Here is a 17882-nt window from a genome sequence, read left to right as displayed (position 1 = left end):
ACGATCAAATCAAAACGACGGGCTCAAAATGTCGACGATCGATGAAAAGCGCCAACAAATGTTCCCAAAGCTCGCGCCGGGTGAAATCGATCGGCTGCGCCGATTCGGGCAAATTCGGCGGTATTCAGCGGGCGCAGCTCTTCTTGTGACTGGAGAAGTCGCTCCCGGCATGTTCGTGCTGATCAAGGGAAGAGTAAGTGTCGCTCGCCGCGATCCTCTAGGTCACAAGACTCCGATCGTGGAGCAGGGACCGGGTGAGTTCGTCGCCGACGTGGGGCAATTGTCAGGTCAGCCGGCGTTTGTTGACGTTCACGCGATCGATGATGTCGAGACTCTGTTGATTCCGCCGGAAAATCTGCGCGCTCTGATGATTGAAGAGCCCGAAATCGGCGAACGGATCATGCATGCGCTGATCCTGCGCCGCGTTGCCTTGATCGAGGCCGGCGCCGGAGGTCCGGTGCTGATTGGCGCCGAAAACAGTCCGGATGTCGTTCGTCTGCAAGGCTTCCTGGCGCGCAATGCCTACCCCCATCAGCTGCTCGACCCCGCACAGGATCTGGACGCAGCGAAGCTGGTTGAGCAATACGCCCCGAATCCATCGGATCTGCCGCTGGCAATATGTCCGAAGGGGACCATCCTGAAAAATCCGAACGAAACCGAATTGGCGCGCGCGCTCGGAATGGCGCCGATTGACGAGGGCGATCGGACCTATGATGTCGCGGTCGTCGGTGCAGGACCAGCCGGTCTCTCGATTGCGGTCTATGCCGCATCGGAGGGGCTTTCGGTGATCGTTTTCGATACGCGCGCATTCGGTGGGCAAGCCGGAGCCAGTGCCCGTATCGAAAACTATCTCGGGTTTCCAGCCGGCATTTCCGGCCAGTCGCTCACCGGCCGTGCTTACGTCCAGGCGCAGAAATTCGGCGCCAGGGTGATGATACCCTGCGAAGTTGTACGGCTCGATCGGACTGAAACGGAGCTTGGCCTTCATCTCACGGATGGCCGGCGGGTCAAGGCCGCGACCGTGGTCGTGGCGACAGGTGCGCGCTACCGACGCCTCGACGTTCCAAACCTCAGTGATTTCGAGGGGCGTGGAGTCTGGTACTGGGCTTCGCCGATCGAGGCGCGGCTTTGTCGTGATGAGGAAATCGTTCTGGTCGGCGGTGGCAACTCGGCGGGACAGGCCGCCGTCTTCCTGCGCAGCTTCGCTAAAAGAATCCGGATGTTGGTGCGTGGTCCGAGTCTGGCGGAGAGCATGTCACATTACCTCATCGACCGCATTAAGGCGATTGACAACATCGAGGTGTTGACCCGAACGGAAATCGTTGCCCTCTATGGCACCCGCGAGAAGCAACTGGAGCGCGTGCGCTGGCGCAACAATGTGAACGGCGAAGAGACGGAAAAGCCGATCCGCCATGTCTTCTGCTTCATCGGCGCGGAACCGGCAACGGGCTGGCTCAGGGATAGCGGGGTCGCTCTGGATGGCAAGAATTTTGTGCTGACTGGTTCGGACGCTCCCTCCGGCGCACGCCCGTCGAACAACGGATCCCGTCGTCCGCTGCCGCTGGAAACCAGCATGCGTGGAGTGTTCGCCTCCGGCGATGTGCGGTCTGGATCGGTCAAGCGAGTCGGAGCGGCCATCGGCGAGGGGGCTGTCGTCGGGGCGGAATTGCACGTGGCTCGCGCAGATGGCGCAGCTGAATCGTCTGGGGACGTGGAAAAGGATTCGGCGATAATTGAGAGCGTGGGTGCGATAGGTATGCGGATCGAATCCGCACCGCACGCAGGATTCAGGCGGCGAATGTGAGCATCAAGATCCCTGTCCTCGGCTCCGCCTTTGGCATTCTCGCAGCGGCATTCATCGGTGCGGTGCAAGCCCGCGACGACGGCCGCTATTCCCTGTCGCCGCTCAAACCATGGTTTGACAGCCTCAGATCCGGCAAGGGGCCATGCTGTTCGGATGCAGATGGTTTCGCTGTTCTGGACCCGGATTGGGAATCCAAGAGTGGCCATTACCGCGTACGGATAGACAATGAATGGATCGAAGTTCCTGACGATGCCGTGATCACAGAGCCGAACCGGGCCGGTAGGACGATGGTGTGGCCTATCAAGGGATCTCTCGGAACCTCCATTCGCTGCTTCATGCCAGGCAGTATGACATGAGCAACGACCACCAATCTGGCCCCAATTATATTGAAGCGATCGCGTCCGGCGATATCTTGACATCGGTCAACGCGGTGCGCGTGTTCTCACGATATTATCATTAACGAATCCGATTGGAGGCTGGCCGACACTCGCGAATATCAGAACAGGAGAACAGAATGACAAAGTTCGCGCTGTACGTTCCGCTTGAAGCCAAGCCCGGCAAGGAGAAAGAGGTCGCGGACTTTCTGCGGTCGGCGCTTCCATTGGTGAACGACGAACCTGGAACGATCTCTTGGTATGCGATTCAGGAAGGACCCTCCTCTTTTGCAATCTTCGATACTTTCGACGACGAGGCTGGACGCGACGCGCACCTCAACGGAAAGGTCGCCGCGGCGTTGATGGAGAAGATCAAGGCAGGCGACATGTTCGACAAGAAGCCGGAGATTCATAAATTGGGTATCATCGCGAACAAATCGGCGAAGTAAGACATGGCGATATTTTGCAGACATCTATCAGCAATCCGCGACGTCGTTCCGAGCGCGCCGGGGTGTGAGGAATGCCTGAAGTCGGGAGACCCCTGGTTGCATCTGCGGATCTGCCGCACCTGTGGCCATGTCGGTTGTTGCGATCAGTCGCCGAACCGGCACGCAACAAAGCATTTTCATGCGACCCGCCACCCCATCATCGAGGCCTATGATCCGCCGGAAGGCTGGGGCTGGTGCTACGTCGAGGAAGTGATGTTCGATCTTTCGGGCCGACAGACACCGCATTTGGGGCCGATTCCGCGATTTTACTGAGGCGCCGGGAGGCGATTGGACGCTGACGCGTCGGCCGCGAACCGGGCCCTGAACCGCGACAGGTATGGCGCGGTGCGGCTTATGAACGACCCGGCGACCTCGGCAGGCGTGCCGAACGCCACCACATGACCGCCTTCGTCACCTGCACCAGGGCCGATATCCATGACCCAGTCGCTGCCGGCGCTAACGCGCATGTCGTGCTCGACCACGATGACGGTATTGCCGGCGTCGACCAGCCCGTCGAGTTGCGTGATGAGCTTCTCGACGTCTGCCGGATGTAGTCCCGTGGTGGGCTCGTCAAGGACGTAGAGCGTCTGACCACGTTGAGTCCTCTGCAACTCGGTAGCAAGCTTGATCCGCTGGGCCTCTCCGCCGGAAAGCTCCGTGGCGGGCTGGCCAAGTCGAAGATAGCCGAGGCCCACCTGCCGCAGCACATCGAGGGACCGGCGCACCTGTGCTTCGTCAGCAAAGAACGCGAAGGCGGCATCGACCGTCATTCCCAGTACGTCGGCGATGTTCTTATCGCGGTACTTGATTTCAAGGGTTTTGGCGTTGTAGCGAGCGCCATGACAACTTGGGCACGGTGCATACACACTGGGCAGGAACAGCAATTCGACGCAAACGAAGCCTTCGCCCTCGCAGGTCTCGCAGCGGCCTTTGGCAACATTGAAGGAAAAGCGTCCAGCGTCGTAGTGACGGGCGCGCGCCGACTTTGTGGCCGCGAAGATCCTGCGAACGTAATCAAACAGCCCCGTGTAGGTCGCGAGGTTGGACCGTGGTGTGCGTCCGATCGCCTTTTGGTCGACGACCACCAATCGTTTGACGCCCTCCATTCCGCTCGCGATCCGGCCGCCGAGCGTGGTCACGACGGTCCGCTCGAGTTCGTCGCCTTCATCGTCGATCGAGGGGAGGGGATGACCGAGCTGGCTTGCAACCAATTCCACCAGGACCTGGCTCACCAGGCTCGACTTGCCTGAACCGGAAACGCCAGTCACGGTGGTGAATACTCCCAACGGAAAATCGACATCGAGTTCACGGAGGTTGTTGCGGCTGACGCCACGCAGCCGCAACCAGCCCTTGGGCGAGCGCGGCGTTCGGTTTGGCACGCTGTAGTCGCCGAACAGGTAACGGCGGGTTTGCGAGTCTTCTACCTGCTTGAAGCCTTGCAGCGGACCACTATAAAGCACATGGCCACCGAGTTCGCCGGCGCCGGGCCCGACATCGACAACCCAATCCGCGTGCCGGATCACGTCGATCTCGTGTTCGACCACGAATAGCGAATTGCCGGAGGCTTTCAATTGGGCGAGCGCTGTCAACAGCGCCTCGGTGTCCGCGGGATGAAGTCCGGCGGACGGCTCGTCGAGCACATAGACGACGCCGAACAGATTGGAACGTACCTGGGTTGCCAATCGCAGGCGCTGCAGTTCGCCTGGAGAAAGTGTCGGGGTACTCCGCTCCAGCGAAAGATAGCCCAGCCCGAGGTCAAGCAGAACCGTGAGGCGGCCACCGAAGTCCTCGGCGATCCGCTGCACCACCAACGCCTTCTCCGGATGCTGCGCCTTAAGCTTGGTCAGGGTAGGGGCGCTTGCCTCCGCATAGGGATGCAAGAGGTCAGCCAGCGTAGCCAGCGCAATCCTGGAGATATCGGCAATATCGAAGCCGGCGAATTTGACCGACAGCGATTCGCGGCGAAGCCGCTTGCCACGACAGAGCGGGCATTCGGTACTTACCATATAGCGCGATACCCGCTTCTTGATCGACGCGCTTGCGGTGGTGGCAAAGGTGTTCAGCACATATCGCCTGGCGCTGGAGAAATTGCCGCGGTAGCTGGGCTCCTCCTTGCGTCTGATGGCCCTTCGCGCCTCATCCGCGTCATACCCGATGTAAACCGGGACCACCGGTTGCTCGTCGGTGTACAGGATCCAGTCGCGGGCTTTCTTCGGCAATTCGCGCCACGGACGATCGACGTCGTAGCCGAGCGAAGTCAGCATGTCGCGCAGGTTGCCGCCATGCCAGGCGGGCGGCCAGGCTGCAATCGCCCGCTCGCGAATGCTTTTGGAATCATCCGGCACCATGGAGCGTTCGGTCACCTCGTAGACCCGACCGAGCCCATGGCATCGGGGACAGGCTCCCGCCGGCGTATTGGGCGAAAAAGCCTCGGCATCGAGATGCGCCTGGTGCCGGGGATAGTCGCCGGCGCGCGAGTAAAGCATTCGTAGCAGGTTGGATAATGTCGTGACACTGCCGACGGAAGAGCGCGTGGTAGGCGACCCGCGCTGCTGCTGCAAGGCCACTGCCGGCGGCAAGCCATCGATTTCGTCAACCTCGGGAACCGCCATCTGGTGAAACAAACGCCGCGCATAAGGCGAGACAGATTCGAGATAGCGCCGCTGCGCCTCCGCGTAGAGCGTTCCAAAGGCCAGCGACGATTTGCCCGAGCCGGACACGCCGGTAAACACCACTAGGGCATCGCGGGGAATGGCGAGATCGACACTCTTCAAATTATGCTCGCGTGCTCCACGCACGCGGACGAAACCCCGCAGATGCTCGCCCGCGACTTCTTGAGAACGAGGCTTGTTGATTTCTAACATCGGGCGAAAACGCTTGACAGCCGAGTGGAGTTCCGTCCCGAGCGGGCGTTCTTGATCATCATCGCCCCCATTGTACCGGCCGGAATGCAAGGAGGGTTGATCCGGCGAGCCCTCTTGTCATTGACGATGGTCAAGAAGCGACGGCAGCTCAGCGACAGACATGAACTTGAGGCTTCGTCGAGCTATGCCCGATAGGACTGGTTTGGTCCGGTTCGCGACTGCACTTCGCGGATAAAATCCTGCGGGCTCGAGAAGAACGAGTTCTCGATCAAGACGCCGCCGAGGATGACCATAGGGTGCGTTCGCAAAATATCGAAGGCATGCGGCGCCGTCAGCAGATTGGCGTCGAAGGTGCAAATCACCGGGTCGTCGTAATTCGGCAGCACGCTATTGAGTCGCATCTCGTATTCGGCCCATTCGATGCCGCTCTTCCAGTCGTCCACGGCCGTTTCTGCGTGCGCGATCATTCGCGTCAGTGGAAAGCCGAGCTCGGCGCCGGCCTTCAAGGCGTCCTGGATCAGGACGAGCATGGCGTCCTTGTCGAAGCGTCCGGTCTTGAGATAGGTATCCTCCGGCAACGCGACTTCGAGCTGGCGACTTTTCATCGTCTTCTCCACGTCTACACCGGCGTTGCGCAACCAGTTGAGGTGCTCCTCCCTGTGCTGGGAAGGGAGGACATGATACGCGCGCTGGCCGCAGTTGATGCCGTCGCAAATGAACGGCAGCAACGCGTCGTATTCCTCCACTGTCGAACTGAAGAACGCGCAGACATGCCGGTGCTCGCGCAGCATGGATCGTCCAAAAGGAATGGGCTCGGCAGTTGAATTCATGTCAGCCTCCCGGTTCAAAGTCCTCTGGGACCTGCTTGCCGTGAAAGTGCTGGCGGCACCAGGCCTTCTCGTTGCTCCAGGCTGTCCGCCACCTGGACGGCGAGCCGATCCAGCTGAGCATGATCGAACTCGCTCTCTATCTGCGGTTCGCGAAAGTGTGTTGTGAAAACGCCCCAGAGGTGGCCGTTGCTGCTGATGAGTGGCGTGGATTGTACGGCAGCAATGCCGCTGGAACGCAGCATATCGAACTCGCGCGTGCCCACGAACAGATAGCTCGTTGAGATATCCTCGACAAACACACGCATGCGCCGCATGAGCGCGGCAGCGCATGTGGTGTTAGTGTCGCGGCGCACAACGCCGAAAAAAGTCAGGGCTTCGGCCGAGAATCCGCGGCTGGCAACAATTGTCAGGCAGTCGGCTCTTTCGTCGAAACGCTGCAGCGTGCCCATGTCGGCACCCATTATGCCGATCGCGATATCGAGGGCCTGCAGCAGGTCCGCGCCGACATCCTTGGAGTTTCTCAGCCGCTGCAGGAGGGCGATTTGTTGCCCAGTTGCAGCGTCGAGCGGCTCCTTGAGGTTCGCCATCGCCTTTGCTCCCGCGGGCCGTGCCGCGGCGACATTGTCGCGACCGAACGATGCGTAAATGTAAGAGGAGATAATGGCCAAGCAGATTAAGTAATTCTACGTAATCAGTTTTGCTATGCCTGCCAGCGCGATCCGACGGGCATCAAAGCGCGTTTGCGCGACATCTTGCTGGTCGTCCCCCGCGTGACCGCCCCAGCACTCGCTGGGTGCCTGAATCTTACTCAGTTTCCCAAGGAGCTGTCTGTCCGTTAGGAACTAAAGGCTAGCTATTTCGGATCAGCAGATCTAACATCGTTTATCATTTTTAATGGCATCAGTGGCTGAGAGACGCTCCTGCGCTCCCGCCAAACTTGCACAGGGAGCCTCGTCATGTCTCAGTGCGCCAATCGCATTCGCAACGCACTCCCGCAGAGGTCTTTACGGGCATTAAGTCGCATCTCCAGCCCGTGAAGCCGTGCTTTGCAGAGGGGGCGCCGACACCGATCAGTCGATGGCACAATTGTAGTTCCCATTCGGCGGCGTGGTTGTGGATTGGATCGGGCGACATGCCTTGGGTCGACAAGCTTTCCGAGCCGCAAGAGCTCAGGCGCTGCATCCGCGATCTCGTCGCGCTTTCGACGCTGCCGGCAATCTGGAAAAACTACAATTCGCGGCAGATCGCCGACAGCGCGGCGGCCGCCTTGCTCTCGATGCTTAATGCCGACGTCATTTACGTGACTGTCCCGGGGCTGCGCGACGAACCGGTAGCCGAGGTCATGCGCACGAGCCAAGCGGTATCCATCGCATCGTCTGGTCACATTGAGCACATCCTCCGCGGTGCGTCGCGCGGAAGGCGCGAGCAGATATCCGTAATCGACAACCCGCTCGGGAACGGAACGTTACGGATCGTGGCGGCGCCGATGGGCTTTGGCGGAGATGCCGGGATCGTCGCAGGTTCCGTCAATCCGCAATTTCCGAGCGAGACGGACCGGCTCCTTCTCGGAATTGCGGCGAACCATGCAACGCTCGCTATCCAACGCTGGCACGCGGAGGCCGAGCAACGGCGTCTGGCGAGCGTGATTGAGCGGTCGTCCGAGTTCATTGGTTTCGCCGATCTAGAGGGCACGCCGCAATACGTCAATAAGGCGTCCTGGGACCTCCTCGGGCTTTCCGGCACTGAGGAAGCGCAGCGGCTTAGCATCTTCGATTTCATGGCGCCCCATGAGCGGCGTCGGGCGCTTCACGAGGTGCTTCCAACGGTGATGGGAACTGGACGCTGGCTCGGCGAACTCCACTTCCGCCACTTCAGAACGGGTGAGATCATTCCATTCCTGGTCGATTGGTTCCTCATCGACGACAAGCGCACGGGCCATCCTACCAACATGGCGACCGTCAGCCGAGATCTGAGGCCTCAAAAAAAGCTGGAGAGCGATCTTCGACGCCTCAACGAGTCGTTGGAGCAGCGGGTGACGGAACGGACATCGGAATTGGCGGAAGCGCTCGAACGACTGACGCTAGAAGCTGAGGAGCGCGCGCGCGCGGATGTCCGCGCGCAGCAGACACAAGCGGAGCTCTATCATGCGTCCCGGCTGAGCGCAGCGGGTCAGATGGCCGGCGCGTTGGCGCATGAATTGAACCAGCCGCTGACCGCGTTGACCAATTTGGTTAACGCCGGGCGCCGAATGATGGCAAATGGTGCGCCACACAAAGTCGACACTGTGCGCGATGTGCTTGGCGAAGCCGCCGATCAGGCGCTGCGCGCCGGCGAGATCATTCGGAGGCTGCGAGACTTCGTTACGCGCGGCGAGACAGAAATGCGGATCGAAAACCTGCCCGAGCTGATCCGTGAAGCCACTGATCTTGCCTTGGTGGGAACCGGGCCGCACGGTGTGCAGGTCCGGCTGCGCTTCGATCCGCGCGCCGATGCGGTACTTGCAAACCGGGTTCAACTGCAGCAGGTCATGCTTAACCTGATACGCAATGCGCAGGAGGCGATGGCGCAGAGCGAGTGGCGCGAGCTGGAAGTCGTCACGGCGCGCCTCGATCACAAGTCGATTGAGGTCGCTGTGGCAGATCGTGGCTCGGGGCTGCCGGACGGCATTGTCGAACACCTCTTCGAGCCATTCCACACCACAAAAATCGATGGCATGGGACTGGGCCTCTCGATCTGCCGCTCGATCGTCGAGGCCCATCGCGGAGAGCTGAGGTATGAACCCAATCGCGGCGGTGGAGCAATCTTTCGCATGACGCTGCCCGTCCCGCTGGAACAATGAGTCAATCGGTGGCAGCCGAACGTTTCATTTACGTTATTGATGACGACCCGGCGATCCGCCGATCGCTGGAGCGGCTGCTGGATGCGGTCGGTTTCCAGGTGACATCGTATGCAACACCAAAATCGTTCCTCGACGTCGCGGGCAGCTTACCCGGCGGCTGCGTTCTGCTGGATCTTCGTATGCCGGAGATGGACGGCTTCGAGGCTCAGGCTTGCCTTCGGCTGGTAAACCCGGACTTGCCGGTCATTGTGGTGACGGCTCAAGGCGACGTGCAGACCGCGGTCCGAGCGATGAAGGCAGGAGCTGCGGACTTCATTGAAAAGCCCTATAGCGACGACGACCTGATAGTGGCGATTGAGTCCGCGCTGAAGACCGGCGCGGCGGCGGGCCGGATCGATGATATTGCTATGGCGGCAGCGTTGATCGGTAAGCTCAGCCCACGCGAGCGGCAGGTTCTTGAGGCGCTCGTGGCCGGGGAGCAAAACAAGGTCATTGCCTTCGATCTTGGTATCAGTGTGCGTACGGTCGAGATTCACCGCTCACGTATGATGGACCGGTTGGGTGTGCACCAGGTCGCCGAGGCTGTCCGGCTTTGGGTCTTGGCGAGCTTTGCAGGGCGGGCGTGAGCCGATATTTGCTGTGCCGGAGATGCCCGCTCCAGCACATCGTCATGCTCGCCAAACACTGAAAGGCGCGCCTAGGTCGTGCGCCGCCTCTGCGCGCCAATGCGGAGCCGCTCAGGCAGGTCTGGAATGGCGATAAACTCGCTGCCAAATGCGATCGCCTGCCGATCAAACGATGTGGGCCTATTGGCGGTCGGCTGTGGAAGCTGCAAGAAGGGGCGTTCGACCGCGGTCCATTCCAGCGGTCATTCGGAAAGTTTGCTGCGACTGATGAGAGTTGCTCGGCGGGCCTTTCCGAATTGAAGGCGTATGCCTGTTTCGGTCAGCCCCTCACTGGTAATGCCGTAAAAGACCGGCAGCGCAAGAAAGATTAGCAGGGCGACTTTTGGCGTTGATAGCCAACCCGCCGCGCCCGCGACCGTATAGGCGATAACACCAAGCGTGGCACGCACGCGCTCTCTGGGAAAGAAGCCTTGGTCTACGCCAGTCTCGACCAAGTAGGGATGGATGCTTAGAACATGAAACAGGGTGAGCCAGGCCAAACACATGGCTCCGGCGATGCCGGCATAGAGGGCGACTGCTATTCTGGCGTCAAATTCGTTGCCACTCTGGATAGCCGTCGAAAGGATCGCTGTAGGAAAGGGGATCAGCGCCGACGTGAATAGCAGGAAGAGGTTAGCCAGATGAAGGCTGCGGTCGCAATAGCGCACTCGCGCAAACACCGCACGATGGTTTAGCCAGATGACGCCGGTGTAGCAGAACGAGGCTAGAAACGCGATGTAGCTTGCCCACTGGGCGGCGAGCCTTTCCAAAAGCTGGCCGGGACCGTGTTCGGGCCGGACGATCTCGGCGACAAGAAGGGTAATCGTGATCGACAGAACGCTGTCGCTGAACGTCTCAAGCCGATCAGTCTCTGCCAACCGCACATGGGGCCACGGCGAACTCTGTTCGACCCCGGCGGTCCGGCCTGCTTCCTGCTGGTTGGTGTTCATCGGGTCTTACCAAGCGCGTGACCCCGTTTCAGTCCATGACAGCCGTCAACAGCTTCTGGAAGTGGTGCCTAGAGAACTATCCGGATTCGGCCAATTTCCCGACCCTGCCGGTCAGCCACGACGACGTAGAAACCATGCCAGGTGCCATCCTCTGCGAGTTCCGTCGCAAGGGCAACTCCATTGGCCATCGCGTCTTCAAGGGAAGAAAAAGTAGATCCCGTCTCGTCTGGGTATCGGCTGCCGTTCTCAATGTGGAAATAGTACCTGTTCGCTCCAGCTGCGGCCTTCGTTTGGGACTGACCGAATGGTTTCCATCGTGGCGGCGCAAGACGTTCGACATGACGTAAGGCCGCATGCCTCAGCGAGACGTTGACGAGATCGATGACCCGCTCGACCTCGCCGGAAAAGCTGCGGCCGATCCGCTGGTGAATACCGAAGATGACCCGATGATGCGGCGTTTCCGCCAGCCGGACGCCGAGGATATCGGATACCCCGCACGTCAGCACGAAATCATTGTACCACTCGCTTATCCGCAGCGTCGAGGCTGGAAGACATTCAGAAAGCCTTGTCCAATTTGTGTCGATCATTGGCGCGTAGGGATCCACGGCAGCGTAATGTCGAACGTAGTCGGATCTGAACCCGGCGCTAAGCCCGGAAAAGCAGGCCTCTTCTACCAGTCGAGTGGTCTTGTTCAAAATGATTAATGCAGCGCCACCGACGCCGGCCGCCTCAGTCAACGTGTTTAACGCTTCCGGCCACGCCTCGGGCGAGGAGGCTGCGTCGTTGATGATTGAAACAAGGGAGATCTTCGGCAATCGTATCCTCCATCATTAATAAGTGAAGACAAGACAAGGCGCGCGAAATACCGCGTGCACAATGATCGGCTGCTTCTTTAACACTGAGTACATCGAAATCCGCGACATTCCGTTGATGAGCGTCAACGATTAGAGGGCGCATAGTGCAGATGTTTCCACGCGAAGGAACCGCGGCACGCTTCCTTCTTGCCTTTCATCGCGATTCTCAGCTGTGCCGCAGTGGGCCTATTCATGTGCCGTGGATTGCGAGCACAATCTTGCCCAGCACGTGGCCTTCCGCAAGGCGCTGATGCGCTTTCCCAGCCTTGACGAGCGGATAGCATTCGGCGATCGGGATCTTGAGCCTTGCAGCTTGAACAGCCGAGCCGAGACGCTCGAATTCGCGAACCCCGGCAACTGCGTCGTATCGGATCAAAGTCATGCCGCGCCGCTTCTTTGGCGCTGGCTCGATGCCATTCGGATGGGCCAGACGGCCGTCAGGCCGGAGCACATTGAGGCATTGCTCCAGCGCGTCGCCGCCGGCAAACGCCAGCACGGCATCAACGCCATCGGGTGCAAAACGCCTTGCGGCGTCGTCGATGTGGACACGTTTTCCATCGACCGCCGCATGGGCTCCCATTTCTTGCACCAGCTCGACGCCTTCCTTGCCGGATGCCGTGGCAAACACGCGAGCGCCGCGCAGTCTTGCAAACTGTATAGCGAGGGTTCCCGCCCCTCCTGACGCCCCGTGAATGATCACGATCTCATCCTTCTTCAATCCGAGCGCATCATCGATGCCTTGGAGGGCGGTGAGCCCGGTAATGGGAATAGCGCCGGCGTGCCGCAGGTCGAGCCGCTTCGGAATCGGCGCGACGTTATCGGCGGCCACCGCGACATATTCAGCATAAAATCCGCCTTTCGGATTCTGCCAGCTATAAGAATAGACCTGATCGCCGGCCCTGAGCCGGCGAACCCCGGCTCCGACGGCAGCGACAACGCCGGCGCCGTCGAAGCCCAGCACAAGAGGAAAATGCGGCTTGCGAGGGGCATATAGTCCGTCGCGGATATCGGCGTCCCATCCCCCGACGCCGGCTGTATCAACGGCGATCAAAACTTCGCCGGCATCCAACGTTGGCACTGGCAGCGCGTGACCGGTGATCAAATCGGGGCCGCCGAAACGGTCGATGGCCGCGGCGAACATCGTCCGGGGAACAGACATCGAATGATGCTTTGGAAGCGCGGCACGGCGCGTGCGATCGAGCATGACGACGGTCCTCATTTTGACAGATCGGTATGCGTGAACGAGATAACCGGCGACGGCGCTGACGTTGGTCAATTTTGCGATTCAAATGGCGCTTGCCACCTTCCGCGCTGTCGCCGGGGGCGCTGACGGGAGTCAAGTCTGGCGTGCCCGGAAGTCTCGATCCGATTGTCAGACTGTCGCGAGTGGTCCGAATCCGTTCAATCGCGATGATTGCGGATGGATGAATTGGAGCGCAACCTCGCCGACTTCGCGGCGGCAATCGACCGGCACGTTGCCGTCTAGCTCTGCGGGCTTCCCCGCAGCGGTTTGTTGATTGCGTGTTTCTTGATGACTGCCAATGATCGGGTGTGCGCGTCGGCGCATGCTGACCGCCAATGACGGCAACCAGGAGACTTCGATCATGAAAGGATTCAGGCCGTTGCAGGATCGCGTCCTGGTGCGACGTATCGAAGCCGAGGAGAAGACGCCCGGCGGCATCATTATCCCGGACACCGCAAAGGAGAAGCCAGTGGAAGGCGAAGTGCTCGCGGTCGGAGCCGGCACGCGTGACCAGAACGGCCGGATCGTTCCGCTCGACGTCAAGGTCGGCGATCGCGTGCTATTCGGCCAATGGGCCGGCACCGATATAATGGTGGACGGTGAGGACCGGCTCATCCTCAAGGAGGCCGACGTCCTCGGTGTGATCGAAGGAAAGGCTCGCGCGCAGGCCAAGGCGGCGTAGTGCGCAGACGTCGACGGCATCGATTTCGTCTCCAGGGAGTAAGCCCATGGGGAGTCCGGTTCGTCGGTGAAGCGGTGTCGAACTCGCCCTCATCGCGGTGGTGGCGAGACCATCGCGCCACACCCCGGCCAACCCGCAGTACTATTCAGGCGCTCCGAGCCGAGGTTGCCATCTTTCGGGCCTGTCGCTTGATTTGTAATCGATGAAGTAAAGCGTTGGCGACAGCTGCCGAGGATGCTGGATTTTGGCCGGTAATCAGATCGCCATCGGAGACCGCATAGGGTTGCCACTTCCTGTTCCGGGAATAATTGCCGCCGTTGCTCCTCAACATATCTTCGACCAGGAAGGGTACGACGTCCGTCAGCTCAATTGCAGCCTCCTCGAAGTTGGAAAATCCAGTGACGGATCTTCCGGCGACGAGGGGACGGCCATTTGGCGCCATCGTGTAACGCAACGCGCCCGGGCCATGGCAGACGAGCGCTAAAGGACGCCCCGTGCAGAACATGGTTTCAATCAGTGCGATTGAATGAGGGTGATTGGCGAGGTCCCACAACGGGCCGTGGCCACCAGGATAGAACGCGGCATCATGGTCGCGCGCCGAAATGCTCGACAGCATCCGGGTGTTCGCCAACTCAGTTTGCGCGTGACTGTCGCTCTGAAAGCGAATCGTCGCTGCAGTTTCCGCCTCGGCCCACTCGCTTCTCGGATCGACCGGGGGCATGCCTCCCTCGGGAGATGCAAGTGTGAGAACGATGCCGGCGTCCTTGAAGATGTAGTAGGGCGTAGCGAATTCATCGAACCAGAAGCCGGTCTTCTTGCCGGTGTCCCCGAGTCGACTGTGCGAGGTTAGTACCATCAATATCCTCATCTCGGGTTTGCTCCTCAGATTAGCGCCTCCTTGGTGGCACTGAGCATCGGGCATCGTTGCTCGATGTTCATTGAGGGTCATCAGTTTTGCCGTCAAAGTTCAATGAGCCCCGTCGGTCGCGCGACTATGTCGCCCCTGGCGAGCCCAGGCTTTTTCATGGCGTGGCACCCCATCCGCTCTGAACGTCACCTCCAATGCATATCGGCACAGGCCTTTGGCATTGCTGCGGTCCTGTTCTGGCGAGGGATAATCCGTGCATCCTTCTCGGTTGACCGTAGTAGGTGGTTGGATCGTGCGGCGCACGTTCTTGACCACAATGGATCATCCTGCGGTCCGGCGCGTTGATCGAAACTCCCGCAACAAAGGAGCAAGCGATGCCCGAGCTAACCGTTTCACGCGATAAGGTCGGCTTTCTGATCGAAAAAGCGCATGAGTTTGATGTCAAGGATCTGCCGGCCGACGAGGACTCTGGATCGAATCCTATTGACGATGCTGAAGTCGACGTATTGCAGGACGACGGCAGCGATTCTGTCGCTGCCGAGGTGGCGAGCTTCATTAGGGCGTTGAACGAGGACGAACAGATCGACCTTGTCGCGTTGATGTGGCTTGGACGTGACGATGGCACGATCAACGAGTGGGATGATCTGCGTAGCCAGGCAGCCGAGAGGCGGAGCGGATACCGCAATCCGCGGTGGGAAACCGTCCGTTACCTGCTCGGGGAGCCGCTGTTGGGCGATCTCTTGGCCGAGGGCCTCGACAAGTTCGGGATATCATGGGTCGATGAGGCGCCCGCGCCCTGATAAGAATTCGAAAACCCAAATAGAGGGTGATCGCGATCACTCGGTTGAACATATTGGTTTCGTTCAAGAACGTGGAAGCTCAATTGGGCGAGCTCAGAAGCCGTATTGCCGTTCTGAAGCCGCTCACTCAGAGGTGAGGGTCGATTGCGTCCGATTATCGAAGACTAGGGCCCTTCTCGGCGCGAAGCGGACAATTCGCTTGAGCTTGACGTCGGAGATGGGCCATTTCCGGACTCATGCACCGCGGCATGGAACATCGAGTTCAGTGACGCTTCGCTACAACTCGTCCATGTAGCGCAGTAATTTTCGCGCGTCATTTTTGCGCAGGGCGTCAGAAAGGACCCTGTCAATATGGGTGGCCCAGCCCGAATAAGCCAATGCCCAACGCCCGTACCTTCTTTTTTCGACAGGGTCTGTTGGCAGCGTCACAATGCCCGTATGCCTATGATCGCGACAAATCGAAGTCTTCATGATATGTAGATTAGCCTCTGTGCCTTCAAGAAACTGAGCAAAGTGGCGTCCGGAAAACAGCAAAACACCCGTCAGCCGAAGTTCAGAATTTCGAGCTTCCGCGATACTTCGAATATTGGCGATCTCGGCGTCAGCATTCTGCGTTAGCAAACTGGAGCTGACGTAGAGCCACGTTGCGAACATCGGTCTTACCGCTGTTCAACGATGACTGTTCCCCTCACTATAAATAGGGTGTGCTTGCCGTCCGTTACCTCGGTGGCGACATAGGTATTGCGGGAACGCACCGCAGCTCGTTTCAGGGCGGCCGGCATACGCTGTTTGGCTCGATGACATGCCGCTGCGTTTGACGGGAATAGTTCCCCACGCTCATCTTCAGTCTTTTCGCCGCGCACATGCTGATGAAAGTAGTAACGGGACATTGGGGCTCTCCATTCATGAGTCAACAGACGGAAGAGCGGATTGGTTCAAAAGTGAACATCCGGGTAGGATGGGAAACTCCGAGCCGAAGACGCCGCAACCGCAGTGGCATTGGACGCCCGGTGCAATGCGATTATCCGCTCAGGGTCTTGGTCTTGTGCAAACGGATAAGGCAACACGCAGCCGCGGGTCGCCGGCCGATGTTCTCGCGTCGGATCGTCCATGGCCGTCCAAAGTGATTGTCGCGACGCGGTATTGCGCTTTTGTTCGGTCCCTCCCGCCCCACAGCAGCTAAGTTGCTGAATGCGCTGGATAAGCAGCCCCATCGCCACGAAATCGTTTGGCGCGTTTGGAAATAGTCTCCTTCCGCCTTCGTCCTAATTTAGATCCCGGACTCCCACTCGAGTAGGTCTGCAGCAATCTCATCGTAGAATCAGGTACTGCGACGAACAAGTGGGACAACCGGTAGGCATTATGCACGCGTGCGCAATGGCACCGTGCTGTAGTTCGCCCAGCCATTACGCTTGCGGGGGAGTCGCTTCCCACTACCGCCCTGGTCCGCTGACGGCGGCACCGGCAGAGCCGTGATGGATTTGATCTTCTCCATTGCAAAGCGCGAGGCGACATTCTAGAGCGGGACGGCGTGGATCAGCCTCTTGTAGAAGACGTCATAGCTCGGCATGTCCGGAAGGACGACGCGCAGCATGTAGTCGACGTCGCCGGCTATCCGGTAGAATTCCATCACCTCGGGCATGGCGCTGACGGCAGCGGCGAAACGCTTCAGCCAGGCGTCGGAGTGATCGGAACTTTCGACCGAGACGAACACCGAAAGGCCGAGGCCGATCTTGTTCTGATCGACCAGCGCAATGCGTTGCAGGATCACGCAGTCGGCCTCGAGCCACTGGATGCGCTTCAGCACGGCGTGGATGACAGGCCGACCCCGTTGCCGATCTCGGCCACCGAGAGCGAGGCGTCTTCCTGAAGGACCGTCAGGATCTGGCGGTCGATGGCATCGAGCCGGCGGCCGGTCTCAGCGAGCTGCGACGCAGCGTCGGTCATTATCTGATACCCTTGTGTCGGTGGAAGCTAGGGACCAGCGCTTACGCAGAGTTCTCAGCCGTGAGGTCCGAACAGAACGATCTCGTAAATGTCGTCCCGATGGCCGCCTTGGCTATCATTCGGGCCCTGTCTGTGGCCGCCGTGGGCGCTGGAACCATCCGCGTGCCTGTTCTGGCGAAGCGTGATTGCAGCGAGATGACGTAGCTCATGTTCACTCCGGACAACGGTGTAGGAGAGAACGCGACTTGCTAATCCCACGCAAAATGACTTTGACGCTGCTGGCAAACGTCGGGGCCCACATCCAACGCAGACCACGAGACGCCGGGAACAATTTGGTTAATTTGGATTTCGATGACGGATTGAGGCCAACTGACGTTTTTTACCGAACTGTCTCGCTTGGTTTGGCCGAGGCTGGAGGCCGGCCGAAGAGCCTCGGACGCGCGCGGCGAGCGCCAAGCTTCGCCATCTTTGATGGCCGGTGGACCTTCGCCCAGCCCTCGGCTTCGGCGGGAGCGCGAGATCCTTCCATAGGCCGTCGCGCCACCCTTCATCGAAGACCGGGAGAAGGTCCTTAAGCTTTGCCCGCGCCACGGTGTCGCGGCGGACTATCTCCATGCCGGCGGCGCACGCGTCGGGCGCATCGTCCGTTAGTCGCGACCAGCCTCGACGAAGTT

Annotated in this window: 18 protein-coding genes and 1 pseudogene; 8 read left to right on the top strand and 11 right to left on the bottom strand. The window is 59.7% G+C overall.

Translation table 11 applies throughout. From position 1 onward, the window contains the following. Window positions 1–28: 28 nt before the first annotated feature. From CK489_RS02960 to CK489_RS02945, 4 genes are all read left to right on the top strand, one after another. On the top strand, window positions 29–1804 hold the full coding sequence (locus CK489_RS02960; RefSeq protein WP_095731257.1) for a cyclic nucleotide-binding domain-containing thioredoxin-disulfide reductase: 1776 nt from the start codon (window positions 29–31) through the stop codon (window positions 1802–1804). An 8-nt stretch (window positions 1805–1812) separates the two neighbouring features. Beyond that, the gene (locus CK489_RS02955) at window positions 1813–2160 is read left to right on the top strand and encodes a hypothetical protein (RefSeq protein ID WP_502694106.1); all 348 of its coding nucleotides are present in this window, start codon (window positions 1813–1815) and stop codon (window positions 2158–2160) included. Window positions 2161–2318: 158 nt separating this feature from the next. After that, window positions 2319–2627 (top strand): putative quinol monooxygenase, encoded by a 309-nt coding sequence (locus CK489_RS02950; RefSeq protein ID WP_050625882.1) that lies wholly within the window; start codon window positions 2319–2321, stop codon window positions 2625–2627. A 3-nt stretch (window positions 2628–2630) separates the two neighbouring features. Continuing rightward, on the top strand, window positions 2631–2939 hold the full coding sequence (locus CK489_RS02945; RefSeq protein WP_198960817.1) for a UBP-type zinc finger domain-containing protein: 309 nt from the start codon (window positions 2631–2633) through the stop codon (window positions 2937–2939). On the opposite strand, the gene uvrA is transcribed toward CK489_RS02945, so the two are convergent. From uvrA to CK489_RS02930, 3 genes are all read right to left on the bottom strand, one after another. After that, window positions 2933–5530, bottom strand: coding sequence for an excinuclease ABC subunit UvrA (gene uvrA, locus CK489_RS02940; protein WP_095731255.1), 2598 nt, complete (start codon window positions 5528–5530; stop codon window positions 2933–2935). The two genes, CK489_RS02945 and uvrA, sit on opposite strands and share 7 nt — an antisense overlap. A 182-nt stretch (window positions 5531–5712) precedes the next feature. After that, on the bottom strand, window positions 5713–6360 hold the full coding sequence (locus tag CK489_RS02935) for an MEDS domain-containing protein (RefSeq protein ID WP_095731254.1): 648 nt from the start codon (window positions 6358–6360) through the stop codon (window positions 5713–5715). A gap of 14 nt (window positions 6361–6374) precedes the next feature. Then, window positions 6375–6947, bottom strand: coding sequence for a GAF domain-containing protein (locus CK489_RS02930; protein ID WP_143278084.1), 573 nt, complete (start codon window positions 6945–6947; stop codon window positions 6375–6377). Between the two features lie 545 nt (window positions 6948–7492). On the opposite strand from CK489_RS02930, the gene CK489_RS02925 reads away from it, so the two are divergent. Together CK489_RS02925 and CK489_RS02920 are read left to right on the top strand one after the other, a co-directional pair. Further along, window positions 7493–9199, top strand: coding sequence for a PAS domain-containing sensor histidine kinase (locus tag CK489_RS02925; RefSeq protein ID WP_095731252.1), 1707 nt, complete (start codon window positions 7493–7495; stop codon window positions 9197–9199). Between the two features lie 8 nt (window positions 9200–9207). Then, a complete protein-coding gene (locus CK489_RS02920; RefSeq protein WP_198960816.1) occupies window positions 9208–9825 on the top strand; it encodes a response regulator transcription factor in 618 nt (205 codons plus the stop codon). Window positions 9826–10067: 242 nt separating this feature from the next. On the opposite strand, the gene CK489_RS02915 is transcribed toward CK489_RS02920, so the two are convergent. The 4 genes from CK489_RS02915 to CK489_RS40545 form a co-directional block, all read right to left on the bottom strand. After that, window positions 10068–10814: a TMEM175 family protein gene (locus CK489_RS02915; protein ID WP_094193610.1), complete on the bottom strand. Its 747-nt coding sequence runs from the start codon at window positions 10812–10814 to the stop codon at window positions 10068–10070. Window positions 10815–10882: 68 nt separating this feature from the next. After that, on the bottom strand, window positions 10883–11629 hold the full coding sequence (locus CK489_RS02910) for a DUF6894 family protein (protein ID WP_095731250.1): 747 nt from the start codon (window positions 11627–11629) through the stop codon (window positions 10883–10885). Between the two features lie 229 nt (window positions 11630–11858). After that, complete coding sequence (locus CK489_RS02905; protein WP_198960815.1) at window positions 11859–12872, bottom strand: NADP-dependent oxidoreductase; 1014 nt, start codon at window positions 12870–12872, stop codon at window positions 11859–11861. Window positions 12873–13040: 168 nt separating this feature from the next. Further along, window positions 13041–13274, bottom strand: coding sequence for a hypothetical protein (locus CK489_RS40545; RefSeq protein ID WP_128089405.1), 234 nt, complete (start codon window positions 13272–13274; stop codon window positions 13041–13043). Between CK489_RS40545 and CK489_RS02900 the strand changes: the two genes are divergently transcribed. Further along, entirely contained in the window at window positions 13273–13593 is a 321-nt protein-coding gene (locus tag CK489_RS02900; RefSeq protein WP_095731874.1) for a co-chaperone GroES, read from the top strand. The genes CK489_RS40545 and CK489_RS02900 overlap by 2 nt on opposite strands. Before the next feature lie 145 nt (window positions 13594–13738). Here the strand turns inward: CK489_RS02900 and CK489_RS02895 are convergent, their stop codons facing one another. Continuing rightward, window positions 13739–14461: a type 1 glutamine amidotransferase domain-containing protein gene (locus tag CK489_RS02895; protein ID WP_050626088.1), complete on the bottom strand. Its 723-nt coding sequence runs from the start codon at window positions 14459–14461 to the stop codon at window positions 13739–13741. A gap of 374 nt (window positions 14462–14835) precedes the next feature. Here CK489_RS02895 and CK489_RS02890 point away from each other — a divergent pair, with 374 nt between their 5' ends. Beyond that, window positions 14836–15261, top strand: coding sequence for a DUF3775 domain-containing protein (locus CK489_RS02890; protein WP_095731249.1), 426 nt, complete (start codon window positions 14836–14838; stop codon window positions 15259–15261). A 276-nt stretch (window positions 15262–15537) separates the two neighbouring features. Here the strand turns inward: CK489_RS02890 and CK489_RS02885 are convergent, their stop codons facing one another. From CK489_RS02885 to CK489_RS02880, 3 genes and pseudogenes are all read right to left on the bottom strand, one after another. Further along, window positions 15538–15915, bottom strand: coding sequence for a BLUF domain-containing protein (locus CK489_RS02885; RefSeq protein WP_095731248.1), 378 nt, complete (start codon window positions 15913–15915; stop codon window positions 15538–15540). A 5-nt stretch (window positions 15916–15920) separates the two neighbouring features. Next, window positions 15921–16151 (bottom strand): DUF6894 family protein, encoded by a 231-nt coding sequence (locus CK489_RS40540; protein ID WP_128089404.1) that lies wholly within the window; start codon window positions 16149–16151, stop codon window positions 15921–15923. Window positions 16152–16621: 470 nt separating this feature from the next. After that, window positions 16622–17208: pseudogene (locus CK489_RS02880) on the bottom strand (Lrp/AsnC family transcriptional regulator). Window positions 17209–17882: the final 674 nt, after the last annotated feature.

It is taken from the genome of Bradyrhizobium sp. UFLA03-84 (assembly GCF_002289535.1).
Taxonomy (GTDB): domain Bacteria; phylum Pseudomonadota; class Alphaproteobacteria; order Rhizobiales; family Xanthobacteraceae; genus Bradyrhizobium; species Bradyrhizobium viridifuturi.
The sequence above is the reverse complement of the archived record's forward strand: the minus strand, read 5'-3'. Positions and strand labels throughout refer to the sequence as shown.